Annotated in this window: 25 protein-coding genes; 10 read left to right on the forward strand and 15 right to left on the reverse strand. The window is 67.8% G+C overall.

Annotated features, from left to right (window positions below; all coding sequences use genetic code 11):
• Positions 1-76 precede the first annotated feature (76 nt).
• Entirely contained in the window at positions 77-766 is a 690-nt protein-coding gene (gene rplA / locus KXZ72_RS10460; RefSeq protein WP_226080873.1) for a 50S ribosomal protein L1, read from the forward strand.
• A 128-nt stretch (positions 767-894) separates the two neighbouring features.
• Positions 895-1,821 carry a dihydrodipicolinate synthase family protein gene (locus tag KXZ72_RS10465; RefSeq protein WP_226080874.1) on the forward strand — a complete coding sequence of 309 codons (927 nt, stop codon included), beginning with the start codon at positions 895-897 and terminating at the stop codon, positions 1,819-1,821.
• A gap of 52 nt (positions 1,822-1,873) precedes the next feature.
• On the opposite strand, the gene KXZ72_RS10470 is transcribed toward KXZ72_RS10465, so the two are convergent.
• Positions 1,874-2,860, reverse strand: a complete 987-nt coding sequence (locus KXZ72_RS10470; RefSeq protein WP_226080875.1) for an NADP-dependent oxidoreductase — start codon at positions 2,858-2,860, stop codon at positions 1,874-1,876.
• An 87-nt stretch (positions 2,861-2,947) separates the two neighbouring features.
• Between KXZ72_RS10470 and rbsD the strand changes: the two genes are divergently transcribed.
• Positions 2,948-3,331 carry a D-ribose pyranase gene (gene rbsD, locus KXZ72_RS10475; RefSeq protein WP_226080876.1) on the forward strand — a complete coding sequence of 128 codons (384 nt, stop codon included), beginning with the start codon at positions 2,948-2,950 and terminating at the stop codon, positions 3,329-3,331.
• Between the two features lie 12 nt (positions 3,332-3,343).
• Here the strand turns inward: rbsD and KXZ72_RS10480 are convergent, their stop codons facing one another.
• The 8 genes from KXZ72_RS10480 to KXZ72_RS10515 all read right to left on the reverse strand — a co-directional run bounded on the left by KXZ72_RS10480 (position 3,344) and on the right by KXZ72_RS10515 (position 10,644).
• Complete coding sequence (locus tag KXZ72_RS10480) at positions 3,344-4,462, reverse strand: glutathione S-transferase family protein (RefSeq protein WP_226080877.1); 1,119 nt, start codon at positions 4,460-4,462, stop codon at positions 3,344-3,346.
• A complete protein-coding gene (locus KXZ72_RS10485) occupies positions 4,456-5,343 on the reverse strand; it encodes a tetratricopeptide repeat protein (RefSeq protein ID WP_226080878.1) in 888 nt (295 codons plus the stop codon). The genes KXZ72_RS10480 and KXZ72_RS10485 overlap by 7 nt, the downstream gene beginning before the upstream one ends.
• Complete coding sequence (locus KXZ72_RS10490; protein WP_226080879.1) at positions 5,336-6,343, reverse strand: vWA domain-containing protein; 1,008 nt, start codon at positions 6,341-6,343, stop codon at positions 5,336-5,338. The genes KXZ72_RS10485 and KXZ72_RS10490 overlap by 8 nt, the downstream gene beginning before the upstream one ends.
• Positions 6,340-7,329, reverse strand: a complete 990-nt coding sequence (locus KXZ72_RS10495; protein ID WP_226080880.1) for a vWA domain-containing protein — start codon at positions 7,327-7,329, stop codon at positions 6,340-6,342. Before KXZ72_RS10495 ends, KXZ72_RS10490 begins: the two co-directional genes overlap by 4 nt.
• A complete protein-coding gene (locus tag KXZ72_RS10500) occupies positions 7,320-7,808 on the reverse strand; it encodes a hypothetical protein (protein ID WP_226080881.1) in 489 nt (162 codons plus the stop codon). Before KXZ72_RS10500 ends, KXZ72_RS10495 begins: the two co-directional genes overlap by 10 nt.
• A complete protein-coding gene (locus KXZ72_RS10505; RefSeq protein WP_226080882.1) occupies positions 7,795-8,676 on the reverse strand; it encodes a DUF58 domain-containing protein in 882 nt (293 codons plus the stop codon). Before KXZ72_RS10505 ends, KXZ72_RS10500 begins: the two co-directional genes overlap by 14 nt.
• Before the next feature lie 9 nt (positions 8,677-8,685).
• Positions 8,686-9,693: an AAA family ATPase gene (locus KXZ72_RS10510; protein WP_226080883.1), complete on the reverse strand. Its 1,008-nt coding sequence runs from the start codon at positions 9,691-9,693 to the stop codon at positions 8,686-8,688.
• Positions 9,694-10,017: 324 nt separating this feature from the next.
• Positions 10,018-10,644 (reverse strand): YqaJ viral recombinase family protein, encoded by a 627-nt coding sequence (locus KXZ72_RS10515; protein ID WP_226080884.1) that lies wholly within the window; start codon positions 10,642-10,644, stop codon positions 10,018-10,020.
• A gap of 147 nt (positions 10,645-10,791) precedes the next feature.
• On the opposite strand from KXZ72_RS10515, the gene KXZ72_RS10520 reads away from it, so the two are divergent.
• On the forward strand, positions 10,792-11,547 hold the full coding sequence (locus tag KXZ72_RS10520; protein ID WP_226080885.1) for a hypothetical protein: 756 nt from the start codon (positions 10,792-10,794) through the stop codon (positions 11,545-11,547).
• Between the two features lie 402 nt (positions 11,548-11,949).
• Here KXZ72_RS10520 and KXZ72_RS10525 read toward each other — a convergent pair whose 3' ends face one another.
• From KXZ72_RS10525 to KXZ72_RS10540, 4 genes are all read right to left on the reverse strand, one after another.
• Positions 11,950-12,465, reverse strand: coding sequence for a MarR family winged helix-turn-helix transcriptional regulator (locus KXZ72_RS10525; RefSeq protein ID WP_226080886.1), 516 nt, complete (start codon positions 12,463-12,465; stop codon positions 11,950-11,952).
• Between the two features lie 12 nt (positions 12,466-12,477).
• Positions 12,478-14,169: a DHA2 family efflux MFS transporter permease subunit gene (locus KXZ72_RS10530; protein ID WP_226083508.1), complete on the reverse strand. Its 1,692-nt coding sequence runs from the start codon at positions 14,167-14,169 to the stop codon at positions 12,478-12,480.
• A 211-nt stretch (positions 14,170-14,380) separates the two neighbouring features.
• Complete coding sequence (locus KXZ72_RS10535) at positions 14,381-15,064, reverse strand: ABC transporter ATP-binding protein (RefSeq protein WP_226080887.1); 684 nt, start codon at positions 15,062-15,064, stop codon at positions 14,381-14,383.
• Between the two features lie 26 nt (positions 15,065-15,090).
• On the reverse strand, positions 15,091-16,545 hold the full coding sequence (locus KXZ72_RS10540; protein WP_226080888.1) for an ABC transporter permease: 1,455 nt from the start codon (positions 16,543-16,545) through the stop codon (positions 15,091-15,093).
• Between the two features lie 178 nt (positions 16,546-16,723).
• Between KXZ72_RS10540 and KXZ72_RS10545 the strand changes: the two genes are divergently transcribed.
• A complete protein-coding gene (locus KXZ72_RS10545) occupies positions 16,724-17,479 on the forward strand; it encodes a response regulator transcription factor (RefSeq protein ID WP_226080889.1) in 756 nt (251 codons plus the stop codon).
• A complete protein-coding gene (locus KXZ72_RS10550; RefSeq protein ID WP_226080890.1) occupies positions 17,476-19,056 on the forward strand; it encodes a sensor histidine kinase in 1,581 nt (526 codons plus the stop codon). Before KXZ72_RS10545 ends, KXZ72_RS10550 begins: the two co-directional genes overlap by 4 nt.
• 24 nt (positions 19,057-19,080) lie before the next feature.
• Here KXZ72_RS10550 and KXZ72_RS10555 read toward each other — a convergent pair whose 3' ends face one another.
• Together KXZ72_RS10555 and KXZ72_RS10560 are read right to left on the reverse strand one after the other, a co-directional pair.
• Positions 19,081-20,850 (reverse strand): ABC transporter ATP-binding protein, encoded by a 1,770-nt coding sequence (locus KXZ72_RS10555; protein WP_226080891.1) that lies wholly within the window; start codon positions 20,848-20,850, stop codon positions 19,081-19,083.
• Between the two features lie 209 nt (positions 20,851-21,059).
• Complete coding sequence (locus KXZ72_RS10560) at positions 21,060-21,614, reverse strand: NADPH-dependent FMN reductase (protein ID WP_226080892.1); 555 nt, start codon at positions 21,612-21,614, stop codon at positions 21,060-21,062.
• Between the two features lie 259 nt (positions 21,615-21,873).
• Between KXZ72_RS10560 and KXZ72_RS10565 the strand changes: the two genes are divergently transcribed.
• Genes KXZ72_RS10565 through KXZ72_RS10580 form a run of 4 tightly spaced genes read left to right on the forward strand, consistent with a single transcriptional unit; the run spans position 21,874 to position 25,014 of the window.
• Entirely contained in the window at positions 21,874-22,704 is an 831-nt protein-coding gene (locus KXZ72_RS10565) for an ABC transporter ATP-binding protein (protein ID WP_226080893.1), read from the forward strand.
• Entirely contained in the window at positions 22,701-23,378 is a 678-nt protein-coding gene (locus KXZ72_RS10570) for an ABC transporter permease (protein WP_226080894.1), read from the forward strand. Before KXZ72_RS10565 ends, KXZ72_RS10570 begins: the two co-directional genes overlap by 4 nt.
• On the forward strand, positions 23,375-24,088 hold the full coding sequence (locus tag KXZ72_RS10575) for an ABC transporter permease (protein WP_226080895.1): 714 nt from the start codon (positions 23,375-23,377) through the stop codon (positions 24,086-24,088). Before KXZ72_RS10570 ends, KXZ72_RS10575 begins: the two co-directional genes overlap by 4 nt.
• On the forward strand, positions 24,085-25,014 hold the full coding sequence (locus tag KXZ72_RS10580; RefSeq protein WP_226080896.1) for an ABC transporter substrate-binding protein: 930 nt from the start codon (positions 24,085-24,087) through the stop codon (positions 25,012-25,014). Before KXZ72_RS10575 ends, KXZ72_RS10580 begins: the two co-directional genes overlap by 4 nt.
• The last annotated feature ends 40 nt before the right edge of the window (positions 25,015-25,054 follow it).

Consider the following 25,054-nt stretch of genomic DNA (forward strand, 5'->3'; position numbering starts at 1 on the left):
TCACCCTCACAAAACTTTTCATCAGTGGCAGCGCCGGCCAGGCGCATATATGACCACGTTCTCATAGGAGAAAAAAATGGCACAGAAGTCTAAGGCCTACCGGGCCGCAGCCGCCAAGGTTGGCGCCGATTCCGTTTATACCCCGGCCGACGCAGTAGCGCTCGCCAAGGAGACCGGTTCGACCAAGTTCGACTCCACCGTTGAGGTTGCCCTCAAGCTCGGTGTAGACCCCCGCAAGGCAGACCAGATGGTTCGTGGAACCGTCATCCTGCCCCACGGAACCGGTAAGACCGCCCGCGTTATCGTATTCGCAACCGGTGCGGCCGCCGAGGCAGCTATCGCCGCCGGCGCCGACGAGGTTGGTGGCGACGAGCTGATCCAGAAGGTGTCGGAGGGTTATACCAACTTCGACTCCGCCGTCTCGACCCCCGAGCTCATGGGTAAGGTCGGTCGTCTGGGTAAGGTCCTGGGTCCCCGTGGCCTCATGCCTAACCCGAAGACCGGTACCGTGACCCCGGACGTGGCCAAGGCCGTTTCCGAGATCAAGGGTGGAAAGATCGAGTTCCGCGTTGATAAGCACTCCAACGTGCACTTCGTTGTGGGCAAGGCCTCGTTCTCGGCCGAGCAGCTCAACGAGAACATCACCGCCGCACTGGACGAGGTTGTTCGTCTGAAGCCGTCCAGCTCCAAGGGCCGCTACATCCAGAAGGGCGCCGTCTCGACCACCTTCGGTCCCGGCATCGCCCTGGATGTAAACAGCATCTAGTCTCGACGCATTCTTAATAGGGCCATCCGCTTCGGCGGGTGGCCCTATTATTTTCCCGAGGCGAAAATAGCGGACACAATCAAGGACTTCGCCGGGCGTGCTCGCGGGCGCGGTGCCATAATCGGGATATGCCTCCGCTCGAATTCTCCCCGCCGGAAACCGCGTCCGTCTTTCGCGGGCTCATCGCCTATCCGATCACCCCGCTGCTGCCCTCGGGCGCGGTGGACCACGAGGCCCTCGGCGAGCTGGTGGGGCGCACGGTGGAGGCCGGGGTCTCCGCAATCAGCGTGCTGGCCACCTCGGGTGCCGGGGTGACCTTTAGCCGCACCGAGCGGCAGCGGGTGCAGGAAACCACGATGACAGCGGTGGCGGGGGCGGTGCCGGTTTATGCGGCCGTCACGGCCGCATCCACGCGCGAGAGCGAAAATTATGCGCGAGATGCCGAATCGGCGGGCCTCGCGGGTGTGCTGCTTGCGCCCTTTGCCTATGTGCCGCTCACGCGCGATGCCGTGCGGGCGCTCTTTGCCGCCGTGAGCGATGCCAGCGCACTGCCCATTTGTTTTTATAATAAGCCGGCCCAGCTGTCATTCGACGTGGACGGCGAGCTGCTGGCCGAGCTTGTGGCGCAGGCGCGCGTGCGCGGCATTAAGGAGCCCTCGGTGCGGCCGGGTCCGGCCGGCCAACCGCCCCTCGCGCGCCGCATGCGCGAGCTGTGCTCGGGCACCGGCCCCGAGCTGGCGATCGGGCTGAGCGGCGATCTGGGGCTGCTTGACCACCCGCCCGTGGTGGACGCCTGGCATACCGGGCTGGCCGCACTCCTGCCCGAGGAATACGTGCGCGTATGGGCCGAGCGCGGGGCCCTCGCGGTGGATAATTCCCCCGCCCGCGACCGCCTGATCGCCCTGGCCTCGGCACTCGCCGCGGGTTCGAGCCCCCTCGGTGGCCTGCATGCCGCGGCCCGCGCGCTGGGTATCGGCACGGCCGATCCGCGCGGCCCCTATCTGCCCGCCACCGCGCGGGAGGCGGCGGCCCTGGAGGCAGTGCTCGCACCCTAGCCGGGCGCGAAGCACCCGGGGCCCTCGGAAGCGACCCCGGGTGCATTTTTGGCTAGTCGTGCGGGATGCGCAGGACAATCTTGCCGCGGGTATGCCCCTGCTCGAGCGCGTTATGCGCCTGCACGATATCGGCCAGATCGTAGAGCGCGTCCACGTGCACGGTGAGCTTACCGGCGTCGATCAGCGCGGTGATCTGGTCCAGAACGCGGGCATCGGGCGAGACCTTATACAGGCTCGCGCGCACGCCCGCGGCCTCGGCCTCCTCGGCCATCGTGGGCCAGCTGAAGCTCGGGGCGTTCACCAGATAACCGCCGGGCCGGAGGATCTGCAGGGAGCGGGTGCCGGTATTATCGTGCACATTGCCGATCAGGTCGATGACCACGTCTACCGGGCGCAGCACCTCCTCAAAACGCTCGGAGCGATAGTCGATCACCTCGGCGGCACCCAGCGAGAGCAGAAACTCGCGGTTGCGGGCCGAACCCGTGGCGATCACATGGGCGCCGCGCAGCGCGGCAAACTGCACCGCAAAATGACCCACGCCGCCGGCTCCGGCATGCACCAGCACGCGCTGGCCGGCCGCGACCTCGGCGAGCTCAACCATGCCCCATGCGGTCATACCCGCGAGCGGCACGGCCGCCGCGATATCCGCGCCGATCGTGGTGGGCATGCGCGAGAGCGACATGCTGGGCACCGCTGTGTACTCGGCATAGGTGCCGGGATAGCGCGGCACGGGATTCATGCCGTAAACGGGGGTACCGGGCTGCAGGGGATGCGCGGCATAGGGCGCCGCCACAACCACACCGGCAAAATCGGAGCCGATCACGGCGGGATAATTGAGCACCCCGGGGGAGGCTCCGCCGCCCGCGCGGGTTTTGACGTCGATGGGATTCAGTGCGCTATAGTCCACGCGCACCATGACATCCGCGGTCATCGGCAGGGGAGGGGTGATCTCGGTGAGATACATGTTTTCGGCGGGGCCCACCGCGTCATAAACAGCGGCGACCATTTTTTCTGGGATCTTAAATTCTTCTGGGCTCATGGCTAGATTCTGCCACGCGATTCTGGAAATTTGAGCCCGGGCCGACGGATAGCGATGCACGACGGGGAGATATGTCACACTCGTTTTATGAAGAAAACCGGAATCCTGAATGCCGAACTCCTGGGCGCCATTGGACGCCTCGGACACACCGATACCTTTGTGGTCGCCGATTGTGGGCTGCCGGTCCCGCCCGGGGTACCCGTGATCGATCTGGCCGTGGTGGCCGGAACGCCGGGGATTTTTGTGGTCCTCGACGCGATCCTGGACGAGGTGGTGGTGGAGGCCATGCTGGTGGCCGAGGAATCCGTGGGGACCGCCTTTGCCGAGGGCCTGGTCTCGCGCGGCGCCCAGCCCGCAACCGTGTCCCATGCGCGTCTTAAAGAACTCTGCGGCAATGCGCGCTTTGTGGTGCGCACGGGCGAGGCCACACCCTATGCAAACGTGATCCTGCGTTCGGGCGTGCCCTTTTAGCTCCGCGGGCCGCTAGCTGGAACGATAGTTTTCCATCGCGGCGCGGAACTCGGGCAGGCGCTCCTCGCTCAGCACGCTCCAGGCGCGCCCCATCAGGGTGATGCCCTCCAGCGGCTTGCCATAGCGTTCGGCCAGGGCCTCCCGCTCGGCGCGGAACTGGCCCGTGGGGTCCCGCGAGAGATCGTCGATATCCACATAAAAGCCCAGGTTTGAGCCGGGATACTCGCTATAGGTACTCCAGGAATGCTGGTTTTCCGGCTCGGCGGCCCCAAACATTTTGGTGAGGATATCCGGGGTGAAAACGCCCCCGCCGGTATTCAGCGCCACCGGATAGCGGAAGCCGTGCGAGACAAAAACCTCGGAGACCAGCGCCATCAGGCGGCGCTTATCCTCCAGGTTGCGGAAGGGCTCCACGGTGGACCAGGTCTCGGAGGTCCAGTCCACGGCCATCGACTCGCCGCCATAACCATTGCGCTTATTGCGCTGGCCCTCATCACCCGAACGCACCCAGGTGACCCCAAACTCGGCCGAGATGCGCTCGCGCAGATCGGCCATGATCGCGGTGGATCGCTCCCGCAGGGATTCCATCGAGGGCTGCGAGAGAAGCTCGGAGGCGGGCACATCGCGCAGGCCGGGATAGGCCTCCCAATAGCGCTGATCGCTGGATTTAAAATCGCTATAGTCGCCGGTCTGGGCGGCCACAACGGCGCGCACACCGCCGAGCGTCGCGGTATTCAGCAGCAGCGTAATCACGAGGGCAATCGTGCCGAGGCGGCGTCCGCGCGCGGAGAGGAGCACCACGATCACCGCGGCGAGCACCACAAGCTGCAAGACCACGGCGTTCAGCGAGAGGAAATAGCTGCTGCCGCGGCCAAACCACACATAGGCGGCCAGGCCCAGCGCATGGGCAATCGCGACGCCGAGGATGATCTTGGCGGCGAGCGAGGCCCGCGGGCGCGGCGCCCGCGCGGCCTTCGCCGCGGGTGCGGCGGGAGGCTCGGACCCCGCGACGGGGGTCGCCGGCGCGCGGCGCGGCCCGCCGCGACCGGCGCGATAGCCGCCCGGGGGAGGCAGCGGGGGCGCACCCTCGGTGCCCTCCACATAGCGGGACTGGGGCGTGGGGGTTACCATGGTCGATCCGTTCCGCCGCCGCCACCCGGGCCGTTTGGGCCGCCGGACTGGCGCTCGCGCTCACCCTGCTTCAGCTGCTGATCCAGCCGGTCGAGCTGCTCCGGGGACGGCCCCTGGGGCTGCTCCTGCTCGCCCTCGCCGCCGCCCGAGGGCTGGTCGCCCTCGCCGGGATCGGGCTGCTCGGGGGGAGTGCCCTCCCCCTCCTGGATTTTGCCGTTCAGATCGCGCTCCAGCTCGTCGAGTGCATCACCCAGGCTGCGGCGCGGATCCGAGGAGGACTTATCGGATTCCTCGCTGCGGCACTCGGCGGGGGTCTCCTGGACCACCGTGGCCGCCTCGCGGAAATACAGCAGCGACGTGGGGAGATCACCCGCGGCGCGGGCCTCATCACCCTGCATCTCGATCACGATGGCGAGGTTCACGCGGATCCCGCATACCTCCATATCGTGGGCGAGTGGCAGGGCCTCCTCAAAGAGCTCGCGGGCCTCGGCGGCCCGCCCCTCGCTCGCGAGGCCCACACCGAGGTTAAACGGCGCCTTATAGCGTTCAAAAAAATTCAGCGGCTGCAGCCAGCGGCTCGCCGCGGTGCTCGCCTCATAATTGGCCGCCGCGACATTGAGGATCGCGGCGTGGGCAAGCCCATACATGCTCAGAAGCTTCACCACCAGCAGCGCGGCAACCAGGCTCAGCGGCAGGGTGGCGAGCGTGATGCGGAGGCGGCGGCGCCGGCGGCGCGCGGCCGGGGAATCGGGGGCCGGGCGGCGTCGGGCGCGTGCCGGAGCGGGGGCCGGGGTGCCGGTCCCGGAACCCTCCGCCTCGGGGACGGGGGTGTGCGGATCCTCGGGGTGCGGGCCGGGGCCCACCTCGGTGCGGCTATTCACGGGATCCCTCCCCTCTCTTTTGCGGAAGTGCCTGGCGGCGCATGCGCACCAGGTTGGTGGTGGCGATGCTCAGCTCCGCGGCAAGTAACGCGGCCAGCAGGATCGCGGGGATCCAGTACAGGTCGGTGACCGTGCCCACGGTGCCGCTCACGTTATACCCCGAGGACTCATCCGCGGGATCGGGCAGCGAGGGTGCGGACCCGGCGCTGCGGCGCTCATAGTCCACCCCGAGCTGCTCGGCAATCGCGCGCAGGTTGGCCTCGTCGATGGTGGAGAGCGCGCGCGAACCCTGGTACTGGATATACTCCCGGTCCGTGCCGCCATCCACCCGGCCGGTGGTCTGCAGCATCGGGCCACCCGCCTCGGTGCCATAACCAAAGACCCGGCCGCCGTTCAGCAGCGATGCCGAGTCCTCGAAGCTCTCGGGGGAGTTTTGGGCGGTCTGCTCGCCATCGCCAAAATAGAATACGAGCGCGGCGCGCGGATGATTGGCCAGGCGCAGCGAGGCGAGCGTATCGCGCAGCAGATCCCGCGCCACCGAGATGCTGCTGCCGCGGGAATTGGTGGTGACCTCGGGGGTCAGCAGGTCCAGGCCCGAGCGCAGCGCGGTGACATCCGTGGTCATCGGGACGCGCATCTCCGCGGCCGCATCAAAGGTAATCAGCCCAAAGCGCGCGCCGGGATACCGCTCGATGATCGCCTGGATATCGGAGCGCATGCCCACGCTGCGCGGCTGGGCGGGATCGCCCCAGTCCTCCGCAATACTGCTCGCGGTATTATCCACGACCAGCACAATATCCATATCGGTGGCGAGCGTTTTGGTCTCCCCGCCCGGGATCCCCGGGCGCAGCAGGATCAGCAGCAGCAGGAGCACCATGCCGAGCCGGCCGATCCAGCGCCAGCGCTGCCGGGAACCGCGCAGCAACCACAGGATCAGGCCGATCACGGGCAGGAAAAACAGAATAAGCAGGAGGGGGCTCAGGACCGGCTGGAAGATCATAGTCGGAACCTCCAGAGCAGGCCGAGGAACGCCAGCCCCGCGAGGAATAGCGCCACGGCAAACGGCGCGGGGTCATCGGCGCGGATGATCTGCGGGTCGCCGCGCAGCTCGCGGGCCTGCTCGGTATTTACCCGGGTGATGATATCGTCCACCGCGGTGGCCTCGCGCAAGGGATAATACGCGCCGCCCGTGCTCTCCGCGGCCGCGCGCAACTCGACCGAATCGCGCTGCGCGGAATCGTCCACGGGGTTCAGCGCATATACACGAATGCTGCGCTCGGCGGCATAGGCCGCGGCCTCCTGGAGCGAGACGATCGAGGCCCCAAAGGCCTCGTTATCGGTGGAGACGATGATGGAACGGGAACGCTCGGTATCCAGATTATCGAAGCGCATCGCGCACGCGGCGAGGCCGTCGCCGATCAGCGATGCCCCGGCGCCGTTGAGGGTGCCGCGCCAGTGATCGGGGATCTCATAGCCATCGGAATTGAAGCTGTCGAGCATCGTGCGCAGCTGGCGCTGCACATAGGTATAGTCGTCGGTGAGCGGGAAGATCTGCACCGAGGAGCTGTTAAAAATGGTCATCCCGATGCGCTCGCCCGTGAAGCCCGTGACGAGGCGCTGGAAGGTCTCCACCACCTCGGAGTCCACATCGGTCATCGACCCGGAGACGTCCAGGCACAGCATGATGTCGCGGTTGGTATTAATGGGTTGCACGGTCTTGGCCACCGTGGGGCGCGCGGCCAGCACCGCGGCCAGGCCCAGGGCGATAACGCCCACCAGGAGCACGGAGATGAGGGCGAGGCTGCGCCGCCGCAGCGCGCGCTCAAAGCCGGGCAGGGCGCGCAGGCGCGCACTGCGGGTGACCGCGATGCCGGAGACCTCGGGGGCGTTTCGCGGGGGCCGGGTGCCGCGCCAGAGCCCGAGGCCCAGCGCGATGATGAGGAGTGCGGGGGCGAGCCACAGCAGCCAGGGTGTGGTTAGTTCCATACCTGCACCACCGTTCGGGCGGCGTTAATGCCGGCGATGGGATCAACCACCGTATTGCGGCGGAACAGGCTCGGATAATAGTGGCGGCCGATCGCGTCGATCAGCGCGGGATGCACCCCGCGCTCCACCAGGTCACCGAGGGTCATCACGGGGGCCTCCAGGCCGTTATATTCGTGCACAAAGCCGCGCACCAGCTGGCTCAGCCGACGGTTGACCTCGCGGCCATCGAGGCGGCCCGCGCGGAACTCGGCCTCGATCAGCTGCAGGCGGTGGAGATAATCGGCGCGGATCTGATCGGGGAATACGGGGTCCGCGGGGGGCTGCGGCGGCAGCGGGGGCGCGGCGGCCACCCGGTCGGCGCGCGTGAAGTGCGCAATCAGCAGCGCCACGGTGATGCCCACGATAAGCACCGCGAGCACCACGAGTAGCCAGCCCCAGCCATATTGGGCGGGGGGATAGAGTCCGTTACCGTCGGGCACGTCGCCTCCGTTCCAGGACATCCAGCAGCACCGGGACAACCTCGGCATCGGTATGCAGATCGCGGTGATCGATCCCCAGCTCCGCAAACGCGGCGGTGCGCCGCTCGCGCTCATCCCGATCGTGGTGTTCCAGCTCGGCCAGCAGCGCCGGATCGGAGGCGAGGAACTCGGGGATCTCCCACCCGCTGTCGATATCCACGCGCGGGCGGCTGCGGGGCGCGTGATCCAGCAGGGGCTCCTCGCAGATGGTGAACCAGAGAACCTCGTGGCGCGCGCGCAGGCGGCGCAGCTGCCGAATCTCCTCGGGCAGCAGCGGGCTCTCATCGCCGATGATCACGAGGATCAGGCGGCGATTGCTATCCCGGGCCACGGCCGCGAGCAGTTCCGCGCGCGTGGCCGCGGGCCCCGCGACGCTGCGATCGATCGTGCGCAGCAGCTGCTCGAGGCGGCCCTCGGAGCCGCCCGCGGGGGTGCGCCGGATGCGCTCACCCTCGCCGCAGAATGCGCGCACCTCATCGCCGTTGCGCAGCGAGAGAAACCCCAGCACGCCCGCGGCGAGTACCGCGAGATCGCGCTTGGGGGTGCCATCGGCGGCGAGGGCGGACATCCGCGGGGAGGTATCCACCGCGAGCGCGAGGCTATAGCGGCGCGTGGCGACATACTGTTTGACCAGCAGCTGGCCCTGCCGGGCGGTGGCCCGCCAATCGATATCGCGCACCTCATCGCCCGGCTCATAATGGCGCAGATCATCAAAATCGAGGCTTCGCCCGCGCCGAACGGCCGCATGCGCTCCCTCGAGCGGATGCAGCGTTTTGCGGGAGGAGGCGAGGGCTACCCTCGCCTTCACCCGGCGCAGCAGGCTGGCCACGGGATGCTCCTACGGGGCCGGGACGGCGTCGAAGATTTGGTCGATGATGTCCTCGCTGCGCAGCCCATCGGCCTCGGCCTCAAACGTGAGCAGGACCCGGTGCCGGAGCACCAGGTGGCGCAGGAAGGAGATGTCCTCGGGGATCACATAGGAGCGACCGGCCAGCAGCGCGAGGGCCCGCGAGGCCTGCAGGAAGGCGATGCTCGCGCGCGGGCTCGCCCCATAGCGGATGGCCGCGGCGCTCTCCGGGGAGAGATATTCGGCGGGGCTGCGGGTGACAAAAACCAGCGAGACAATATAGTTGCGCACCGCGGGGGCCACATAAACGCGCGCGGCCAGAGACTGCAAAAACACGATATCGGAGAGCGCCACGGAGGCGGTGCCGTGCAGCTCGGGGTTCAGCACGCCGGTGTCGATGCGGTGCAGAATTTCCATTTCCTCGGCGGGGCTCGGATAGCCCACGATCTCCTTCAGAAGGAAGCGGTCCATCTGCGCCTCGGGCAGCTCATAGGTGCCCTCCTGCTCGATGGGGTTTTGGGTGGCGATCACGAGGAAGGGCTTGGGGAGGCGGTGGACCTCGCCGCCGATCGTGGTCTGCCGCTCCTGCATGGCCTCCAGCATCGCGCTCTGGGTTTTGGAGCTCGAGCGGTTGATCTCGTCCAGCAATACAAAATTGGCATGCACGGGGCCCAGCACGGTGCGGAAGCTGCCGGTGCTGGCATCGTAAACCTGGGTGCCGGTGATATCACTCGGGAGGAGGTCGGGGGTGCACTGGATGCGGCGGAACTCGGCCTGCACGGTATCGGCGAGGGTGCTCGCGGCTGTGGTTTTGGCCAGGCCCGGCACGCTCTCCAGCAGGGCGTGGCCGCCCGCAATCAGCGCGGTCAGCAGGCTGGTGCGCAGGCGCTCCTGGCCCACCATCTTGCTGGAATATGCGCGGGAAACGGTGCCGAGGATATCGGCGGCTCGGGCCATCTCGGCCTCGCTCGGGGTGCCGAGGGGATCGCTGGGGGTCATGGTGCTGAACGGTTCCTTCCGCCGCGGCGCTCGGGGCACGCGCGGCCTGCCCTGTTCTGTGCATCTCGACGCCTCGTGACGCCGGAGGTGACCGGTTGGCCAACCCCCGCACAGTACCCTGTCAACCCGAGAAAAATCAAACCTTCCGGGAGAAAAACCCGGTCCCCCGGAGGGGGCACGCGGCGGTGCGGGGTGCCCGCGGGGGAGAACGGCCCCCGGATCCCGGCGTGTGGGGCGGTGGGGAGTCCGGAACGGCCGCGGGCCGGGCGGCCGCGCGGGGCGCGGATATCCGTCAGGGGGGCGTGCACTAGGCGACGCCGTGATTTAGTAATAAAAGGGATCGGGAGCGCTCTCGGTGCGGGGTGCCGGGGCGGTTGTACGCCGGTGCAGCTCGTTAATCAGGTCATTGGCCAGGCCCACCAGCTTGCCGATCTCCGCCTCATCGCGGTCGATCCAGCGGCACAGCGGCTCCTCGCCCACGGGCACAAAATTCCGATGCTCCTCCCAGACCACCAGCGTGCGCTCGGCGCCGAGGACGTATTGCTGCCAGAAGATTTGGCGCAGGTAATTGCGCGGAACCGAGCGCCAGGGCTTGGTGGTGGTTTTGATCTCGGAGAGGATCACCACGCCCTCGGGGGTGGTGGTTACGCCATCGGGAGTGGCCAGGTGGCGGCGCTCCACGGCGGCGTGATACAGCGAGGAGGAGGGCTGGATGCCGTGGGTCGCGGCGACCCAGGCGGCGATCTCGGGCTCGCGGCGGCGGCCGTGATCGGTGAAGGCGTTGCCCGTGAAACCGGTGCCGTTGAGTTTGGCCTCGGCGGCGGTCTCGATCGAGCGCGGGGTCGAGAGCTTTGCCACATCGGTTGCGGTAATGCCGCGGGAGCGGGCGCGCAGCCAGGAGACTCGGTCGGTGGAATCGGCAACAAAGCGATCCAAATAGCTAGATGTCACCCCTCCATTGTCCTCCGTATTCCGGGAGCCCCGAGCCAAAACGCGGTCGGGGCGGCCCGGGGGCGTGGCGGGTGGCGGTTTTTGCAGGCCGATCGGGCGCATGCGCGCGCGCATAAAATACCCGGAAAACCGCGGTCAACAGGCACTATGCATGCGACGTTTGATAAACGTTCATCCGACGCCCCGGGCGCAATGTCGGTGGTGGATGGCACGGTAGAGGACATGGGACAGTACTCGTTAGCGCATGTGGGGTTGGCCGCCGGCCTGCCCGGCCTGGGTGAGGGCGCCGATCTGGTGGCCTCGTGGCTGAAATCCTGTCAGGCCGTGGGGCTTGTGGTCTCCACGAGCCAAACCTCCGTGGCCGAGAAGGAGGCCGTGCGCGAGCTCTCGCGCCGCCTCGATATTCGTTCGGCCTGGGCGCATAGCGTGGGCACGGGCCCCGGCGGTAAAGACCTCGACGCGCTGGTGGTGGTGGCCCCGGACGCGGAGCTGCTGGACTGGGTGGCCGCCGAATGCGACGGCGCCGCCCCGCGCGTGGTGGTGGTTTTGGCCTCCGCCGCCGCGGTGCGGGCGCTGTCCGCGCTGGGCTCGGTGGACCTGCGCACGAGCGGCGTCCGCGCTTCCGAGGCGCGGCCATCGGGGGCCTGGGTGGGGGAGATGCGCGTCTCCGAGGCCGGCCCCGAGGCCCCGCGCGCGGGCGATTCGCGCCCCGCCACCCTCCCGGGTGTGGGGCGTGCGGCCGCGCGGGGTTCCTCCGTGCAGGGTTCCTCAGTGCTGGGCTCACCCGTGCAGGGGGCTTCCACCCTGGGCTCACCCGTGCGGGAGTCAGCCGCCACGGCCCCCGCGCCGCGCTCCGTACCGGCGCTGCGCCAGCTGGTCGCGCGCGCCCGGCCCCCGCTTTAGCACCCGCCCCAATACTCGCGCCGGGGCCCAATACTCGCTCCGGGGCCCATAGCCCGCGCCGGAGCCGGCACTCGCCTCGGGGGCAGTACCCGGGCCACGGCCAGTACCCGCTTCCGGCATCGGGGCGAGCACTCGCGACGGTACTCGAGCCCGAGCCCGAACCCGAGTCCGTTCGTGGACCCGAGCCCGCACCCGGGGTCGGCCCGCCGGTCGAGTTGACCGCGGCCGGACCAACGGTGCCGCTGCGGGCCTGTTCCGGGACGCCGTATTTTGCGCCCGGAACAGGCCCCGCCCCGCGATGCTGCCCGCACTCCCGCGCAAAGGATCCGCCCGGCCGTATCCGCCCACGGACGGAAAAATCCGGCCACCCCGCGGGGTGGCCGGATTTTCCCGGGAGCGCGCTTAGACCAGCTCGGTGAGCTGTTCGAGCAGGCCCGAGAGGCGATTCACGTCCTCCCGGTCCCACTCGCGCATGCGCTCATAAAGCTGATTGCGGTTTTTCTCGCGCAGGGCACGCACGCGCGTGATGGCCTCGGGCGTGGCGCTGATATTCACCACGCGGCCATCGCGCTCATCGGCCACCCGGGCCACAAGCCCGTGCTCCTCCAGCTGCCGGATCAGGCGGCTGGTGGTGCTCCGATCGCTGTTAATATGATCGGCGAGTTCGCTCGCGGTCACCCGGCCGGCCATGATCACAAAGCTCAGGGCCTTCAGCGCGCTCGGTTGCAGGCCCGGGCTGAGCAGTTCCGCGCGCTCGCGCATGCTCACCCGGACCTTCGCAAAGAGCCCAATAACACGCTGCTCCAGGAGCTCCACGGCGGCATCCAGCTCGGGATCCTGCCCCGGCCGGACCTCCGGCACGGCATCGCCGCATGCGGGGGTTCCGGCCTCGGGCTCGTCGATTACCGCAGTGCTCATCGAGCGTCCGTCCTATTTCTGATCGCGGGGAGGCTTCGGCGTGTCCTCCGCGGGGGCGGGGATCACGGAGATGGAACCCGTGGGCAGCGACCCGGAGGCGCCGGCCACCGAGGCCTCGGATACCGCCACCAGCGTATCGGAGGTCGGCGTGTGCACGTCACCCTCCTGTTCGGCCAGGCGCTGGCGAGTGGTCTTATTGCTGAGTGATTTATTCGGCAGGAATACGATCGCCAGGATCGTAATCAGCGCGAGCGGCGCGGCAATCATGAAGATATCGGCCACGGCCTGGCCGTATACGGATTCCACAATCGTGCGGATCGTCACGGGCAGCTGATCCATCTGGGGAATCGTGCCCGAGTTCAGGGACGCCCCCACCTCGGCGCCCGAGGGGCCCAGCTGTGCCAGGGCGGACTGCAGATCCGCGGTGCGTGCCGTGAGGCCATCGGCCACCTTGGTGGCCAGGACCGCACCCAGCGCGGAGATACCGATGGTACCGCCGAGGCTGCGGAAGAAGGTCACACCGGAGCTGGCCACACCCAGCTCCTGCGGCTCCACGGCGTTCTGCACGATCAGCACGAGGTTCTGCATGACCATACCCACGCCCACGCCGAGCACAAACATATAGACGGAGACCAACACATAATTGGTGTCGTAGTGGATGGTGCCCATCAGGAACATGCCCACGGCGAGGGCGATTGAGCCCGTGACCATATACACCTTCCACTTGCCGTATTTGCTGATCAGCATTCCGGCCACGGTGGAGGAGATCAGCAGGCCGCCGATCATCGGGAGGGTGAGCAGGCCCGACTGGGTGGGGGTGGCACCGCGCGCAAGCTGCATGTACTGGCCGAGGAAGACCGACGTGCCAAACATGGCCACACCCACCGAGATCGAGGCGATCACGGCGAGGGTGAACGTGCGGTTCTTAAACAGCGACATCGGGATGATGGGCTCGGCCACGCGCAGCTCGACCACCACGGCCACGGCGAGCATCACGATCGACACACCCACCATGATCAGGCTCGTGGGGGACAGCCACTCAAAATCGTGGCCGGCGAGGGTCACCCAGATCAGCAGCAGCGAGACGCCGCCGCCGATCAGGACCATTCCGAGATAGTCGATGCGGGCCTTGATTTTGGCGCGCACCGGGAGGTGCAGGTTGCGCTGCAGCAGCAGGATCGCGGCGAGGGCAAAGGGGAGGGCCACAAAGAAGTTCCAGCGCCAGCCGAAGGCGTCCGTGATCATGCCGCCCGCGAGCGGGCCACCCACGGTACCCACGGCCATCACGGCGCCAAAGAGGCCCATATACCGGCCGCGCTCACGCGGGCTGATGATATCGGCCATGATGATCTGGCTCAGTGCGGCCAGGCCGCCGCCGCCGAGGCCCTGCATCACACGGAACGCGATCAGGGTGCCGGTGTCCTGCGAGAATCCGGCGAGGGCCGAACCCAGAACAAAGATGACCAGCGCGATCTGGATAAGCAGCTTGCGGTTCATGAGGTCGGCGAACTTACCCCAGATGGGTGTGGACACCGTGGTGGCCAGCAGGGTCGAGGTGATGACCCAGGTAAAGGCGGCCTGGTTGCCGCCGAGTTCGGAGATGATGCGCGGCATCGACGTGGAGACCACGGTGCCGGCGAGGATCGAGACGAACATGCCCATCAGCAGGCCCGAGAGCGCGCGCATTACCGCGGGGTGGCTCATCGGGGCGGACTGGTCTGCGGGGGTGGACGCCGGGTGGCGATCCGAGGTGATGGGTGGGGACTGTGTCATGGGGGATGCGGCTCCGAAAAACGATCATTAATAGTTGCGAAAGGTCAACTATATTTTTATCGTTGATAAATGTCAACTACATCCGGGCGGCTGGCGGACCGCCGGGCCCCGGGCCCGCCCGGACCCGGGGCTGGGCGCGGAATCAGCGCCCGCTTGCTGTCATTTCTCGCACGCTGCCGCCCCCCAGATAGAGCCGGCGCGGGGCGCGCGCGGCCACCGCACTATCGTGGGTCACGATGATCATGGTGAGCCCCTCCTCGCGCCATAGGCCCTCGAGGAGCGCCAGGATATCGTCGCGCGTGGACTCGTCCAGGTTGCCCGTGGGCTCATCGGCGAGGATCACCCGCGGCTTTTTTACCAGGGCCCGGGCAATCGCCACGCGCTGCTGCTGCCCGCCCGAGAGCTCGCCCGGGAGATGCCCGTGGCGATCCGCTAATCCCACCGCGGCGAGGGCCTCCAGGGCGCGGTCCTCCCGCTCGGCCGCGCGCACGCCAAGCGGAACCAGCGCGGTCTCCACATTTTCGCGCGCCGTGAGCGTGGGCAGCAGGTTAAAGCCCTGGAAGATAAAGCCGATCTCGCGCGCCCGGATCGCGCCGCGGCGGGATTCCGAGAGGGCCCCGAGGTCCTCCCCGGCCAGGTGAATGGACCCGGTGCTGGGGCGATCCAGCGCGCCCAGCATCTGTAGGAGCGTGGATTTTCCGCCGCCCGTGGGCCCCTGGATGGCGATCAGCTCGCCGTCCTCGATGCGCAGGTTCACCCCCGAGAGCGGGGTCACGCTGCGGCGCGGGGTCTGATAGGTCTTGCCGATATTCAGCAGGTTATACATGATGTTCTCCTTGGATCGGATGCTGCTTAGACGACGGCGCGCAGCGCCTCGGACGGGCTCAGGCGCGCGGCGCGCCAGCCCCCCACGGCCCCGGCCAGCAGCCCGCTGGCCACCGCGAGTCCCACGGCCGCGGCGATCAGCCACGGATCAAACGGCAGGTGCAGCGCCACCTCGGCGGTGCTTCCCCCGCCCGCGGCACCGGGTGCGCCGCCAAAGCCGCCGGGCCCGCCCGCCCCGGGCATTCCCGTTTCCGCCGTGCTCGCGGCGGAGGCGCCGCCGATGGTCGGGGCGATCAGGTTCACCACCACCATGCCGATCAGGCCCAGGGCCACACCGATCACGCCGCCGATCAGGGCCTGCACCACGGATTCTCCGGCCACCTGGCCCACCACGCGGCGGTTGCTCCAGCCGAGCGCCTTCAGCGTGCCAAACTCCCGCGTGCGCCGGGTCACCCCGGATACCGTGAAGAGGATGGCCAGCAGGGCGGCCGCGGACAGCGCGATGATCGAAAGCCAGGTCCCGAGCGATCCCACCAGATCGGAGGCCGAGGACAGCGAGCCGGAGACATTCGCGGCCAGATCCTCCTGCGTGGATACCGTGGTCTCGGGCAGCTCCTCCTCCAGGGCCGCGGTCACCGCCGCGATATTCTCGGCGGAATCGGCCTGGACATATACGGTGGAGATCAGATCGGTCTGCCCCGAAAGCTGCTGCGCGGTCTGTAGCGGGATAAATACATCGGCGGCGGCGGTGCCCGCGGAGCCGTCCACGGTGCCGATGATCTCCAGGTCGCTGCCGCCGAGATTCACGGTATCGCCCACCGCGAGCTCCGCGGTGGTGGCATAGGCGGAGTCCAGTACCGCGACGCTCGCCGTGGCATCCCCCGCGGCGAGCGTGCGCCCGGTGGCGAGGGTCATGCCGGAGAGCGGACCCAGCGCGACGGCGGACGGATCGATGCCCAGCACCGACGTGCTGTCCACGTTAAAGCTGCCGCCGCCACCGCCACCGGCGGGCGGCTCCTGGCCGGCGCCGGGCGCGGTGCGGGTCTCGCCCGCCGCGGGCAGCTGGCCATCGAAGCTGATATTGCTCAGCGCGAGTGCGCCCGCGGCGGCGGAGACTCCCGCGACCGAGGCTGCCCGGGAGAGGGTATCCGCGGCAATCGTGGGGGCCCCGCGCTCGGGGGTGAGGCGCGAGGTGGCCACGCTGGTGCCGCCATCGGCGTTCTCGGTGCCGGAGTCAAAATCGAAGCGCTCGCCGCGGCCGCCCTCGCCCCCCTCGCCCGGGGCGGTGGGGGTTCCGGACACCGTAATATCGGTGCCGATTCCGTAAATGGAGGTGAGGACCTCGGCCTGTGCGGTACGCACACCCGCGGCCACACCGCCGATCAGCATCACGAGGGTCACGGCCAGGGCAAGGCCCACGGCCACGATGGCCGTTTGTTTCCTGCGGCCCAGCAGCTCGCGCTTAAGGGAGGTATAGAACATGGTGGATCGGTTTCGCTTTCCGCGGCCTCCGGGAATGGTGCCGCCCGGGGCCGACGCTACGGACGCGGGCTATGCCGGGGCCCGGCGTGGGCTATGCGGAACCTATGAATCGATGGCGTGCACGCAATACCGATGTGACGCATAGCCTTCTCATAGGTTGGGGCGGATACTTGGAAGGGTGACCAGTCCCTTCCTCTCCTCCGCCCCGCGCCCGGTCCTCACCCGCGCGGATGGCAGCCCCCTGCGCATCCTCGTGGTGGACGATGAGCCGAGCCTCACCGATCTGCTGCGCATGGCCCTGAAATACGAGGGCTGGGAGGTGGAGACCGCGGGCGATGGCGCCGGCGCGCTCGCCGCGGCACGCCGCTTCCAACCCGATCTGGTCATCCTGGACATCATGCTGCCCGACCTGGACGGGCTCGCGGTGCTGGCCCGGCTGCGCAATCGCGACGCCGCGATCCCCGTGCTTTTCCTCACCGCCAAGGACGCGCTTGACGACCGCATCGCGGGCCTCACCGCGGGCGGCGATGATTATGTCACCAAGCCCTTCAGCCTCGAGGAGGTCATCGCGCGGGTACGCGGCCTGCTGCGCCGCTCGGTGCTGGTGAATACCGAGGACACCGGCCCGCTTGTGCAGGTGGGTGACCTGATCCTCAACGAGGACTCCCACGAGGTGGAGCGCGCGGGGACCCCGATCGACCTCACCGCCACCGAGTTTGAACTGCTGCGCTTCCTGATGCGCAATCCGCGCCGCCTGCTCAGCAAAACCCAAATCCTGGACCGGGTCTGGAACTACGAGTTTGAGGGGCGCACCAGCATCGTGGAACTCTATATCTCCTATCTGCGGAAAAAGATCGACGCCGGCCGGGAACCCATGATCCATACCTCCCGCGGGGTGGGCTATATGATCAAGCCCGCGCGGATCGCGGAATGAGCGCCCCCGGCGCCGTGATTCCCCCGCGCCCCCCGCTCCCCAAAAATACGCCCGGGGCCCCCGGCACCCCGAGTGCCGCGCGCGCCGGCCGCGGCCGCCACCCGCTGGGTGTGCGCCAGCGCATCGTGCTCGTGGTGGTGGCGAGCCTCGCGCTGGCCAGCATCATCATCGGCGGCGCCGCCGTTCTCAGCGTGCGCTCGCTCCTGCTTGATCGCGTGGACGAACAGCTCGGTCATGCCGTGAACCGCTCCGATAGCGCGCTGGCGATCCCGGGGCTGCCCGGGCGCGAACCGCCGTCCTTTATCGGCTCCCCGGGCATGGGCCCCGGCGCGCTGGGCGCCGTGATCGTCGGCGGCCAAACCCTGTACTCGGGTTATCTCGCGCAGGACGGCACCCCCGTGACCCTCACGCCCGCCCAGGAGGCCACGCTCGCCGCGATCCCCACCGGGGGCACCCCACAAACCGTGGACCTCGGCACGGTGGGCCACTATCGGGTGGTGGCCCAGCCCGTGCTGCTGAGCTCGGGGGCGGGCCTGGCCCCGCAGGAGGGCGTGGCCATCCTGGGGCTCCCGCTGGCCGAGATGGAACTCACCCTCTCGCAGCTGATCGGGCTGATCGCGGCGCTCGCCGGGCTGGTCCTGCTGCTCACCGCGGGGGCCGCCTACGTGGTGGTGCGGCTCGCGCTGCGCCCGCTGGATCGGGTGGCCGCCACCGCAGCCGAGGTCTCCCGCCTCTCGCTCTCGGGCGGGGAGGAGGCCCTGCAGGTGCGGGTGCCCGCGCGCGATGCCGATGAGCGCACCGAGGTGGGCCGCGTGGGGGCCTCGATTAACCGGATGCTTGGTCACGTGGAGGACTCGCTGCGGGTGCGCCGCGCGGGCGAGGTGAAGCTGCGCCGTTTTGTCTCGGATGCCAGCCACGAATTGCGCACGCCCCTGGCCTCGATCCGCGGCTATTCCGAGCTGGCCGCGCGTATCGGCGGGGACCTGCCGCGGGACGTGCAGTACTCGCTGGATCGGATCGGCTCGGAATCGATCCGGATGACCGGGATCGTGGAGGACCTGCTGCTGCTCGCGCGCCTGGACGAGGGGCGCGAGCTCACCGCGGCCCCCGTGGATCTGACCGATACCCTGTTTCATGCCGTGAACGATGCGCGTGCCGCGGGCCCCGAGCACGAGGTGGAGCTGGCGGTCCCGGACACGCCCGTGCGCGTCACGGGCGATCCCGCCCGGCTGCAACAGGTGGTCCTGAACCTGCTGGCCAATGCCCGGGTGCATACCCCGCCCGGAACCCGCATCGACGTGCGGCTGGGCGTGGATCCCGCGGGAAACGAGGCGATCCTGGAGGTGGCCGATAACGGGCCCGGGATCGGCCCCGAGCTGCACGATCACGTATTTGAACGCTTCGTGCGCGGGGATGCCTCGCGCTCGCGCACGGCCGGCAGCTCCGGGCTGGGGCTGTCGATTGTCTCGGCGGTTGTGGCCGCACACGGGGGCCGGGTGGACCTGGAATCCGAGCCCGGGCGCACGGTCTTCCGGGTGATCCTGCCGCTTTCAGCGGCGCGCACCCCCGCGGGCTAGCCGTGCTGGGTTAGCCGTGCTGGGTTAGCCATTCTGGGCGTGGTGCAGCCGGGCGTAGTGTCCCTCGGCGGCGAGCAGTTCCGCATGGGTGCCCTGCTCCACGATCACCCCGCGGCGCAGCACCACGATCCGGTCGGCCGAGCGGATCGTGGAGAGCCGGTGGGCCACGATCAGCGTGGTGCGCTCGCGCATCAGCCCCTCCAGCGCCTGCTTAATATGCGACTCGGATTCGGAGTCCAGCGCCGAGGTGGCCTCGTCCAGGAAGAGGATACGCGGATCGCGCACGAGCGCGCGGGCAATCGCGAGCCGCTGGCGCTGCCCGCCCGAGAGCGTGGCACCGCGCTCGCCCACGGGTGTATCCCAGCCGAGGGGCAGATGCTCCACGATATCCAGCGCGTGTGCATCGGTCAGGGCGCGCAGCACGCGCTCATCGCTGACATCCTCCAGGCCGTAGGTGATGTTATCGCGCACGGTCCCGTCAAAGAGCACGGAATCCTGAGGCACCACCGAGACAAAGGTGCGTACCGCGCGCAGATCCAGCGCCTCCATGTCCACACCATCAAGCAGGATGCGGCCCCCGCTGGGGCGTAAAAAGCCCAGCACGAGGTTAAGCAGCGTGGACTTGCCCGAGCCCGAGGCCCCCACAAACGCGATGGTTTCGCCCGCGCGGATATGCAGATTCAGGTGGCCGATGGCGGCGCGATCATCCCCCGGGAAGATAAACGAGACGTCCTCAAATTCCAGGTCACCCGCGACGGTCTCGGGTACGGCCTTTCCGTCGTTCTCCTCCAGATCGGGATCCTGGAGCACCTCGCTGATCGAGCGGATCGATTCCAGGCCGCGCGTGAACACCGGAATAAGCGAGAGCAGCGCCACGATGCCGCCGGTGAGGATCGTGAAATAGGTGCTCAGCAGCACCACCTGCCCGGGCGTGATGGGCAGGACCCCGGTGAGTGCCGCGGCGGCCGCGGCCACCAGGCAAAACACCCCGAGCAGCTGATACGCCACCCAGGACATCGCGCCGAAGCGGCCGTTTAACACGTCGAGGTTAATGCCCGCGCTGCGCACCTCCTCGGTGCGATCGGAGACCCGATCCACGGCCACCTTTTCCAGGCCGTGGGCGCGCGTGATCGGGATCAGGCTCGCCATCTCCCCGATGCCCGCCGAGAACTGTTCCACCTGGCGGCGGAATGCCTCGTTGCGGTGCCGCGAGCGCGCCCGCACATAGCGCATCAGCAGCACGGCGATCGGAACGGTCAGGGCAAATACCGCCACAAACTGGGGCACGGAGATCGCCGTCATCACGATGGCCCCGATCAGCGCGGCCACCGAGGACAGCGCCGCGGGGAACGCCTGCTGCATCATCAGCTCGACGTTTTCCACATCGCGCACCACCTTGGTCTGGATCACCGCGGCACTCGCGCGCTTATGGTATCCAATCGAGAGCCCCTGCAGGTGGGCGGTCAGGGTATTGCGCAGATCGGCCGCGAGGCGGCGGGTGACCCCGCTGAAGAGCTTCGTGAAGGCCATGTGATTGGGATAGTTCTGCACCAGCAGCAACACGGCCAGCAGCGCGCTGATCGCGAGTTCCCCGAGCGAGCGGCGATCCACCACGATATCGATCACATTCGCGGTGATCACGGGCATCAGCCACAGCGGGCTGTCCTTCACGATAAACGCGAGCGCGGCGAGGGTCAGCTTGCCGCGATGCGGGCGAAGCAGGCCCAAAAACGCGCGCAGCGGGTTCTGATCGGGAAGCGGCAGCGGGATGGGGGCTGTATGCGGGGAGGTCATGTCCGTGTTTCTCTGGGGACGCCTGGGGCGGGCCGGGCGGCGGTGCCGCGGCCTGGTTGATTATGGCACGCGGCCGCGCCCGGCGACAGGGGGCACGGGACAAAAAACACCCGCCCCCTCGCCGCACCCTCGGCCTGGCCGAGCGGGTGGTGCGGGAGGTGACGGGTGCGCGTTGATCCGGGTAAGGACGCTATTTTTTTTAGGGGGTATTACTTGGCTGCGTGTGCGGCCACAAACTCCGAGAACTGGGCGATCCACATCTTGAGGAAGTCCGAGGTGCCCTCGTTGGTGACCTCACCATCGGCGGTGATCAGGTTCTCGGTGAACTGGATATAGCCCTCGGGCTGGTTCATCAGGGGGGCATCCGAGAAGTTCAGGACACCCTTAAGGTGCTGCTGGGCCACGGCGGTTCCGACGGCCCCGATCGAGGCGCCGATCACGGCGGAGGGCTTGCCAAGCGAGCTCTGGCCCCAGGGGCGGCTGGCCCAGTCGATCGCGTTCTTGAGTCCGCCGGGGATGGTGCGGTTGTACTCGGGGGTGACGTAGAGGATTCCGTCGGCATCGGCGAAGCCGGCCTTCAGGACGTTGGCGACCTCGGGGTAGGAGCCGTCCAGGTCGTGGTTATAGAGGGGGAGATCCTTGATCTCGATCTCAAAGAGCTCAACATCGGCCGGCGCGAGGCGCTTCAGGGCCAGGGCGAGCTTGCGGTTGATGGAGTTTGCGGAGAGGCTGCCAACGAGGTAACCGATGCGAAGCGAGGTCATGAGAACTTCTTTCTATAAATCAACAAAAGCGGCCCGGTCAGGTCCAATACCCGCGGTTCCATTCATATGCAACTAATCATAGGCGCGCGACATTCCCCCTTCCACGAATATTTTTTAATTCGTCGCGATCCGCACCAATCCGCGGAAGCCCCGGCTCCGAATGATCACTGCGACCAAAAATTACGTCGCATCGGGAGACAACACTGTCTACGCTGGGAACTCAGCGTCACGAGAAAATCGTGCGAAATGAGGATAAACGATGATTGAGTTTGACGGCATTTCTAAACGATTCGCGGATGGCACGATCGCGGTACGGGATTTTTCCCTGCGCATTCCCTCGCGCCGCACCACCGTTTTTGTGGGCTCCTCGGGCAGCGGAAAAACCACCCTGCTGCGCATGATTAACCGGATGGTGGACCCCAGCGCTGGCCGCGTCCTGATCGACGGCGAGGATATCGCCGCACTGGACCCCGTAAAGCTGCGCCGCGGAATCGGCTATGTGATGCAAAACTCCGGCCTGCTGCCCCACCGCACGGTGCTGCAAAATATCGCCACCGTCCCGCTCCTGAACGGCATGCCGCGTGCGGCAGCCCACGAGCGCGCCCTGGAACTCATGGATACCGTGGGGCTGGACCGCGCCCAGGCCGGCCGCTATCCGGGCCAGCTCTCGGGAGGCCAGCAGCAGCGCGTGGGCGTGGCCCGCGGCCTCGCGGTGGACCCCAATATTCTGCTGATGGACGAGCCCTTCGGGGCCGTGGACCCCATCGTGCGCCGCGAATTGCAGGCCGAGCTGCTGCGCCTGCAATCCACGCTCGGCAAGACGGTGGTTTTTGTCACCCACGATATCGACGAGGCATTCCTGCTCGGCGATGAGGTGGTGATCCTCAGCCGCGGGGGCCAGATCGCCCAGCGCGGAACCCCCGAGGAGATCCTCGCAAATCCGGAGAGCGAATTTGTGGCCGAGTTCATCGGCGCCGACCGCGGCCGCCGCGCCCTGACCCTGCGCGAGACCGATGGCCGCACCGTGGTGGTGGACGGCGAGGGCCGCATCGCCGGGGTGCTCTCCGCCGAGGGCGGTGCAACCCGATGACCTGGATCGGGGAAAACCTCGACCAGATTGGGGAACTGCTGCTCACGCATATGGCGCTGAGCCTGCCCCCGATCCTGCTGGGCGTACTGATCGCCGTGCCGCTGGGCTGGGTGGCCCACCGCTATCGCTGGGGTCGCGGCGTGCTGCTGGGGATATCCGGCCTGCTCTATACGATTCCCTCGCTCGCGCTGATCGTGGCGATGCCGAGCATCCTGGGCACCCAGATCCTGAACCCCCTGAACCTGATCGTCGCGCTCACGCTCTATGCGGTGGCGCTTATGGTGCGCACCGCCGCCGATGCCTTTGACCAGGTGGATCCCACCGTCTTGGACTCCGCGGTGGCGCTGGGCTATGGCCCGTGGCGGCGCTTCTGGGGTGTGCAATTGCCGCTCGCGGGCCCCGTGATCCTCGCCGGAACCCGCGTGATCTCCTCCAGCACGGTGAGCCTGGTGACCCTGGGCGCGCTGGTGGGCATGAGCGGGCTCGGCTATTTTTTCACCGATGGCTTCCAGCGGGCATTCCCGCTGGAGATCCTCGTGGGCATCATCGGCACCATCCTGGTGGCCGTGATCTTTGACCTCGCGCTGGTGCTCCTGGGCAGGCTGCTGCTGCCCTGGGCGCGCACACCCGCACGGGCGCGCCGGCTGCGCACGGTTGTGGAGGTCACCGCATGATCGCGCTCGCCTGGGAATGGCTCCTGGACCCCGCGCACTGGCAGGGGCCGGGCGGAGTGCCCACCCGTGTCCTGCAACACCTGGGCCTGGTCGGGGCCACGATCCTGATTGCCGGGACCATCGCGCTGGCCGCCGGATTTTATATCGGCCATACCCGCCGCGGCCGCGGCCTCGTGGTGGGGCTCAGCGGTGCGCTGCGCGCGATGCCCACGCTGGGACTGCTGGTATTTTTGGCCGTGCAATTTGGGTTTGGTGTGCGGCTCGCGATTATCCCCACCCTGATCGTGCTGGTGGTCCTGGCGATTCCGCCGATCCTCGCCGGCGCCTATGCCGGGATCGAGTCGGTGGCTCCCGCTACCGTGGATGCATCGCGTGCGCTGGGCCTGACCGAGTGGCAGATCCTGTGGAGGGTGGAGTTTCCGCTGGCGCTGCCGCTGATCTTCGGCGGCCTGCGCTCCGCGGTGCTTCAGGTGGTCGCCACGGCCACCGTCGCCGCCTATATTTCCCTGGGCGGGCTGGGGCGTTATCTTTTTGACGCCCTTCCCGTACAGGACTATCCGCAGATGCTGGCGGGCGCCATCCTGGTGGCGGCCCTGGCCCTGCTGCTTGACCTATTCCTGATCCTGATCTCCCGGGCAGTCCTGCCCGCGGGCGTCCGGGTCACCCGCGCACCACTTCAGAAAAAACAGCCCACCGAGAGGACATCATGAAAAACTCAAGGATTTCGCGCGTCGCCACCCTGGTGGTGGCCGCGGGCGCAATTTTCTCGCTCGCCGCCTGCTCCGGCAACTCCAATCCGCTCGGCGGCGGGGGCGAAAACGACAACACCATCTCGATCGGTTCGGCGGCCTTTGCCGAGAACGAGATCATCGCGCAGATCTATGCGCAGGCCCTCGAGGCCGCCGATGTGAAGGTGAATTTCCGCGGCCAGATCGGGCAGCGTGAGGTCTATCTTGCGGCGCTTCAGGACGGCTCCCTGGATATCGTGCCCGAGTATTCGGGTAACCTCCTGCAGGCATTTGATCAGGACTCCACCGCAAAAACCCCCGAGGCCGTGGTGGACGCACTGCACGAGGCGCTGCCCAAGAACCTCGCCGTTCTTGAGGCGGCCCCCGCGGAAAATAAAGACAGCTATAACGTCACCAAGGAATTCGCGGAGAGCAACGCGCTGGCGAGCCTGACCGACCTGAAAAACCTCACCGAAAAATTCGCCGTGGGGGGCAACCCCGAGCTGGCCACCCGGCCCTATGGCCCCGAGGGGCTCACCGCCGTATACGGCGTGCCGGCCGACCGGATGAGCTTTGTGCCGCTGAGCGATTCGGGCGGACCGCTCACGGTGGGGGCGCTGCGGGACGGCACCGTGCAGGTGGCCGATATCTTCAGCACCACCCCGGCGATTGCCGAGAACGGCTTTATCACCCTGACCGATCCGGAAAACCTCATCCTGCCGCAGGCGGTCATCCCGCTCGTGAGCGAGAAGGCCAACGTGGATAAGGTCGTGAGCGTGCTCAACGCGGTCTCGGCCAAGCTCACCACCGAGGACCTGATCGAGCTGAATACCCGCAACCAGGGCACGGAGAAGGCGGGCGCCAAGAAGCTCGCCGCCGATTGGCTCGCCGCCAAGAAGCTCAACTAGCGCGGGTACACACGGCCGCCGCCTCCCCTCGGGGAGGCGG

Source organism: Mycetocola spongiae (assembly GCF_020424085.1).
Taxonomy (GTDB): Bacteria; Actinomycetota; Actinomycetes; order Actinomycetales; family Microbacteriaceae; genus Mycetocola; species Mycetocola spongiae.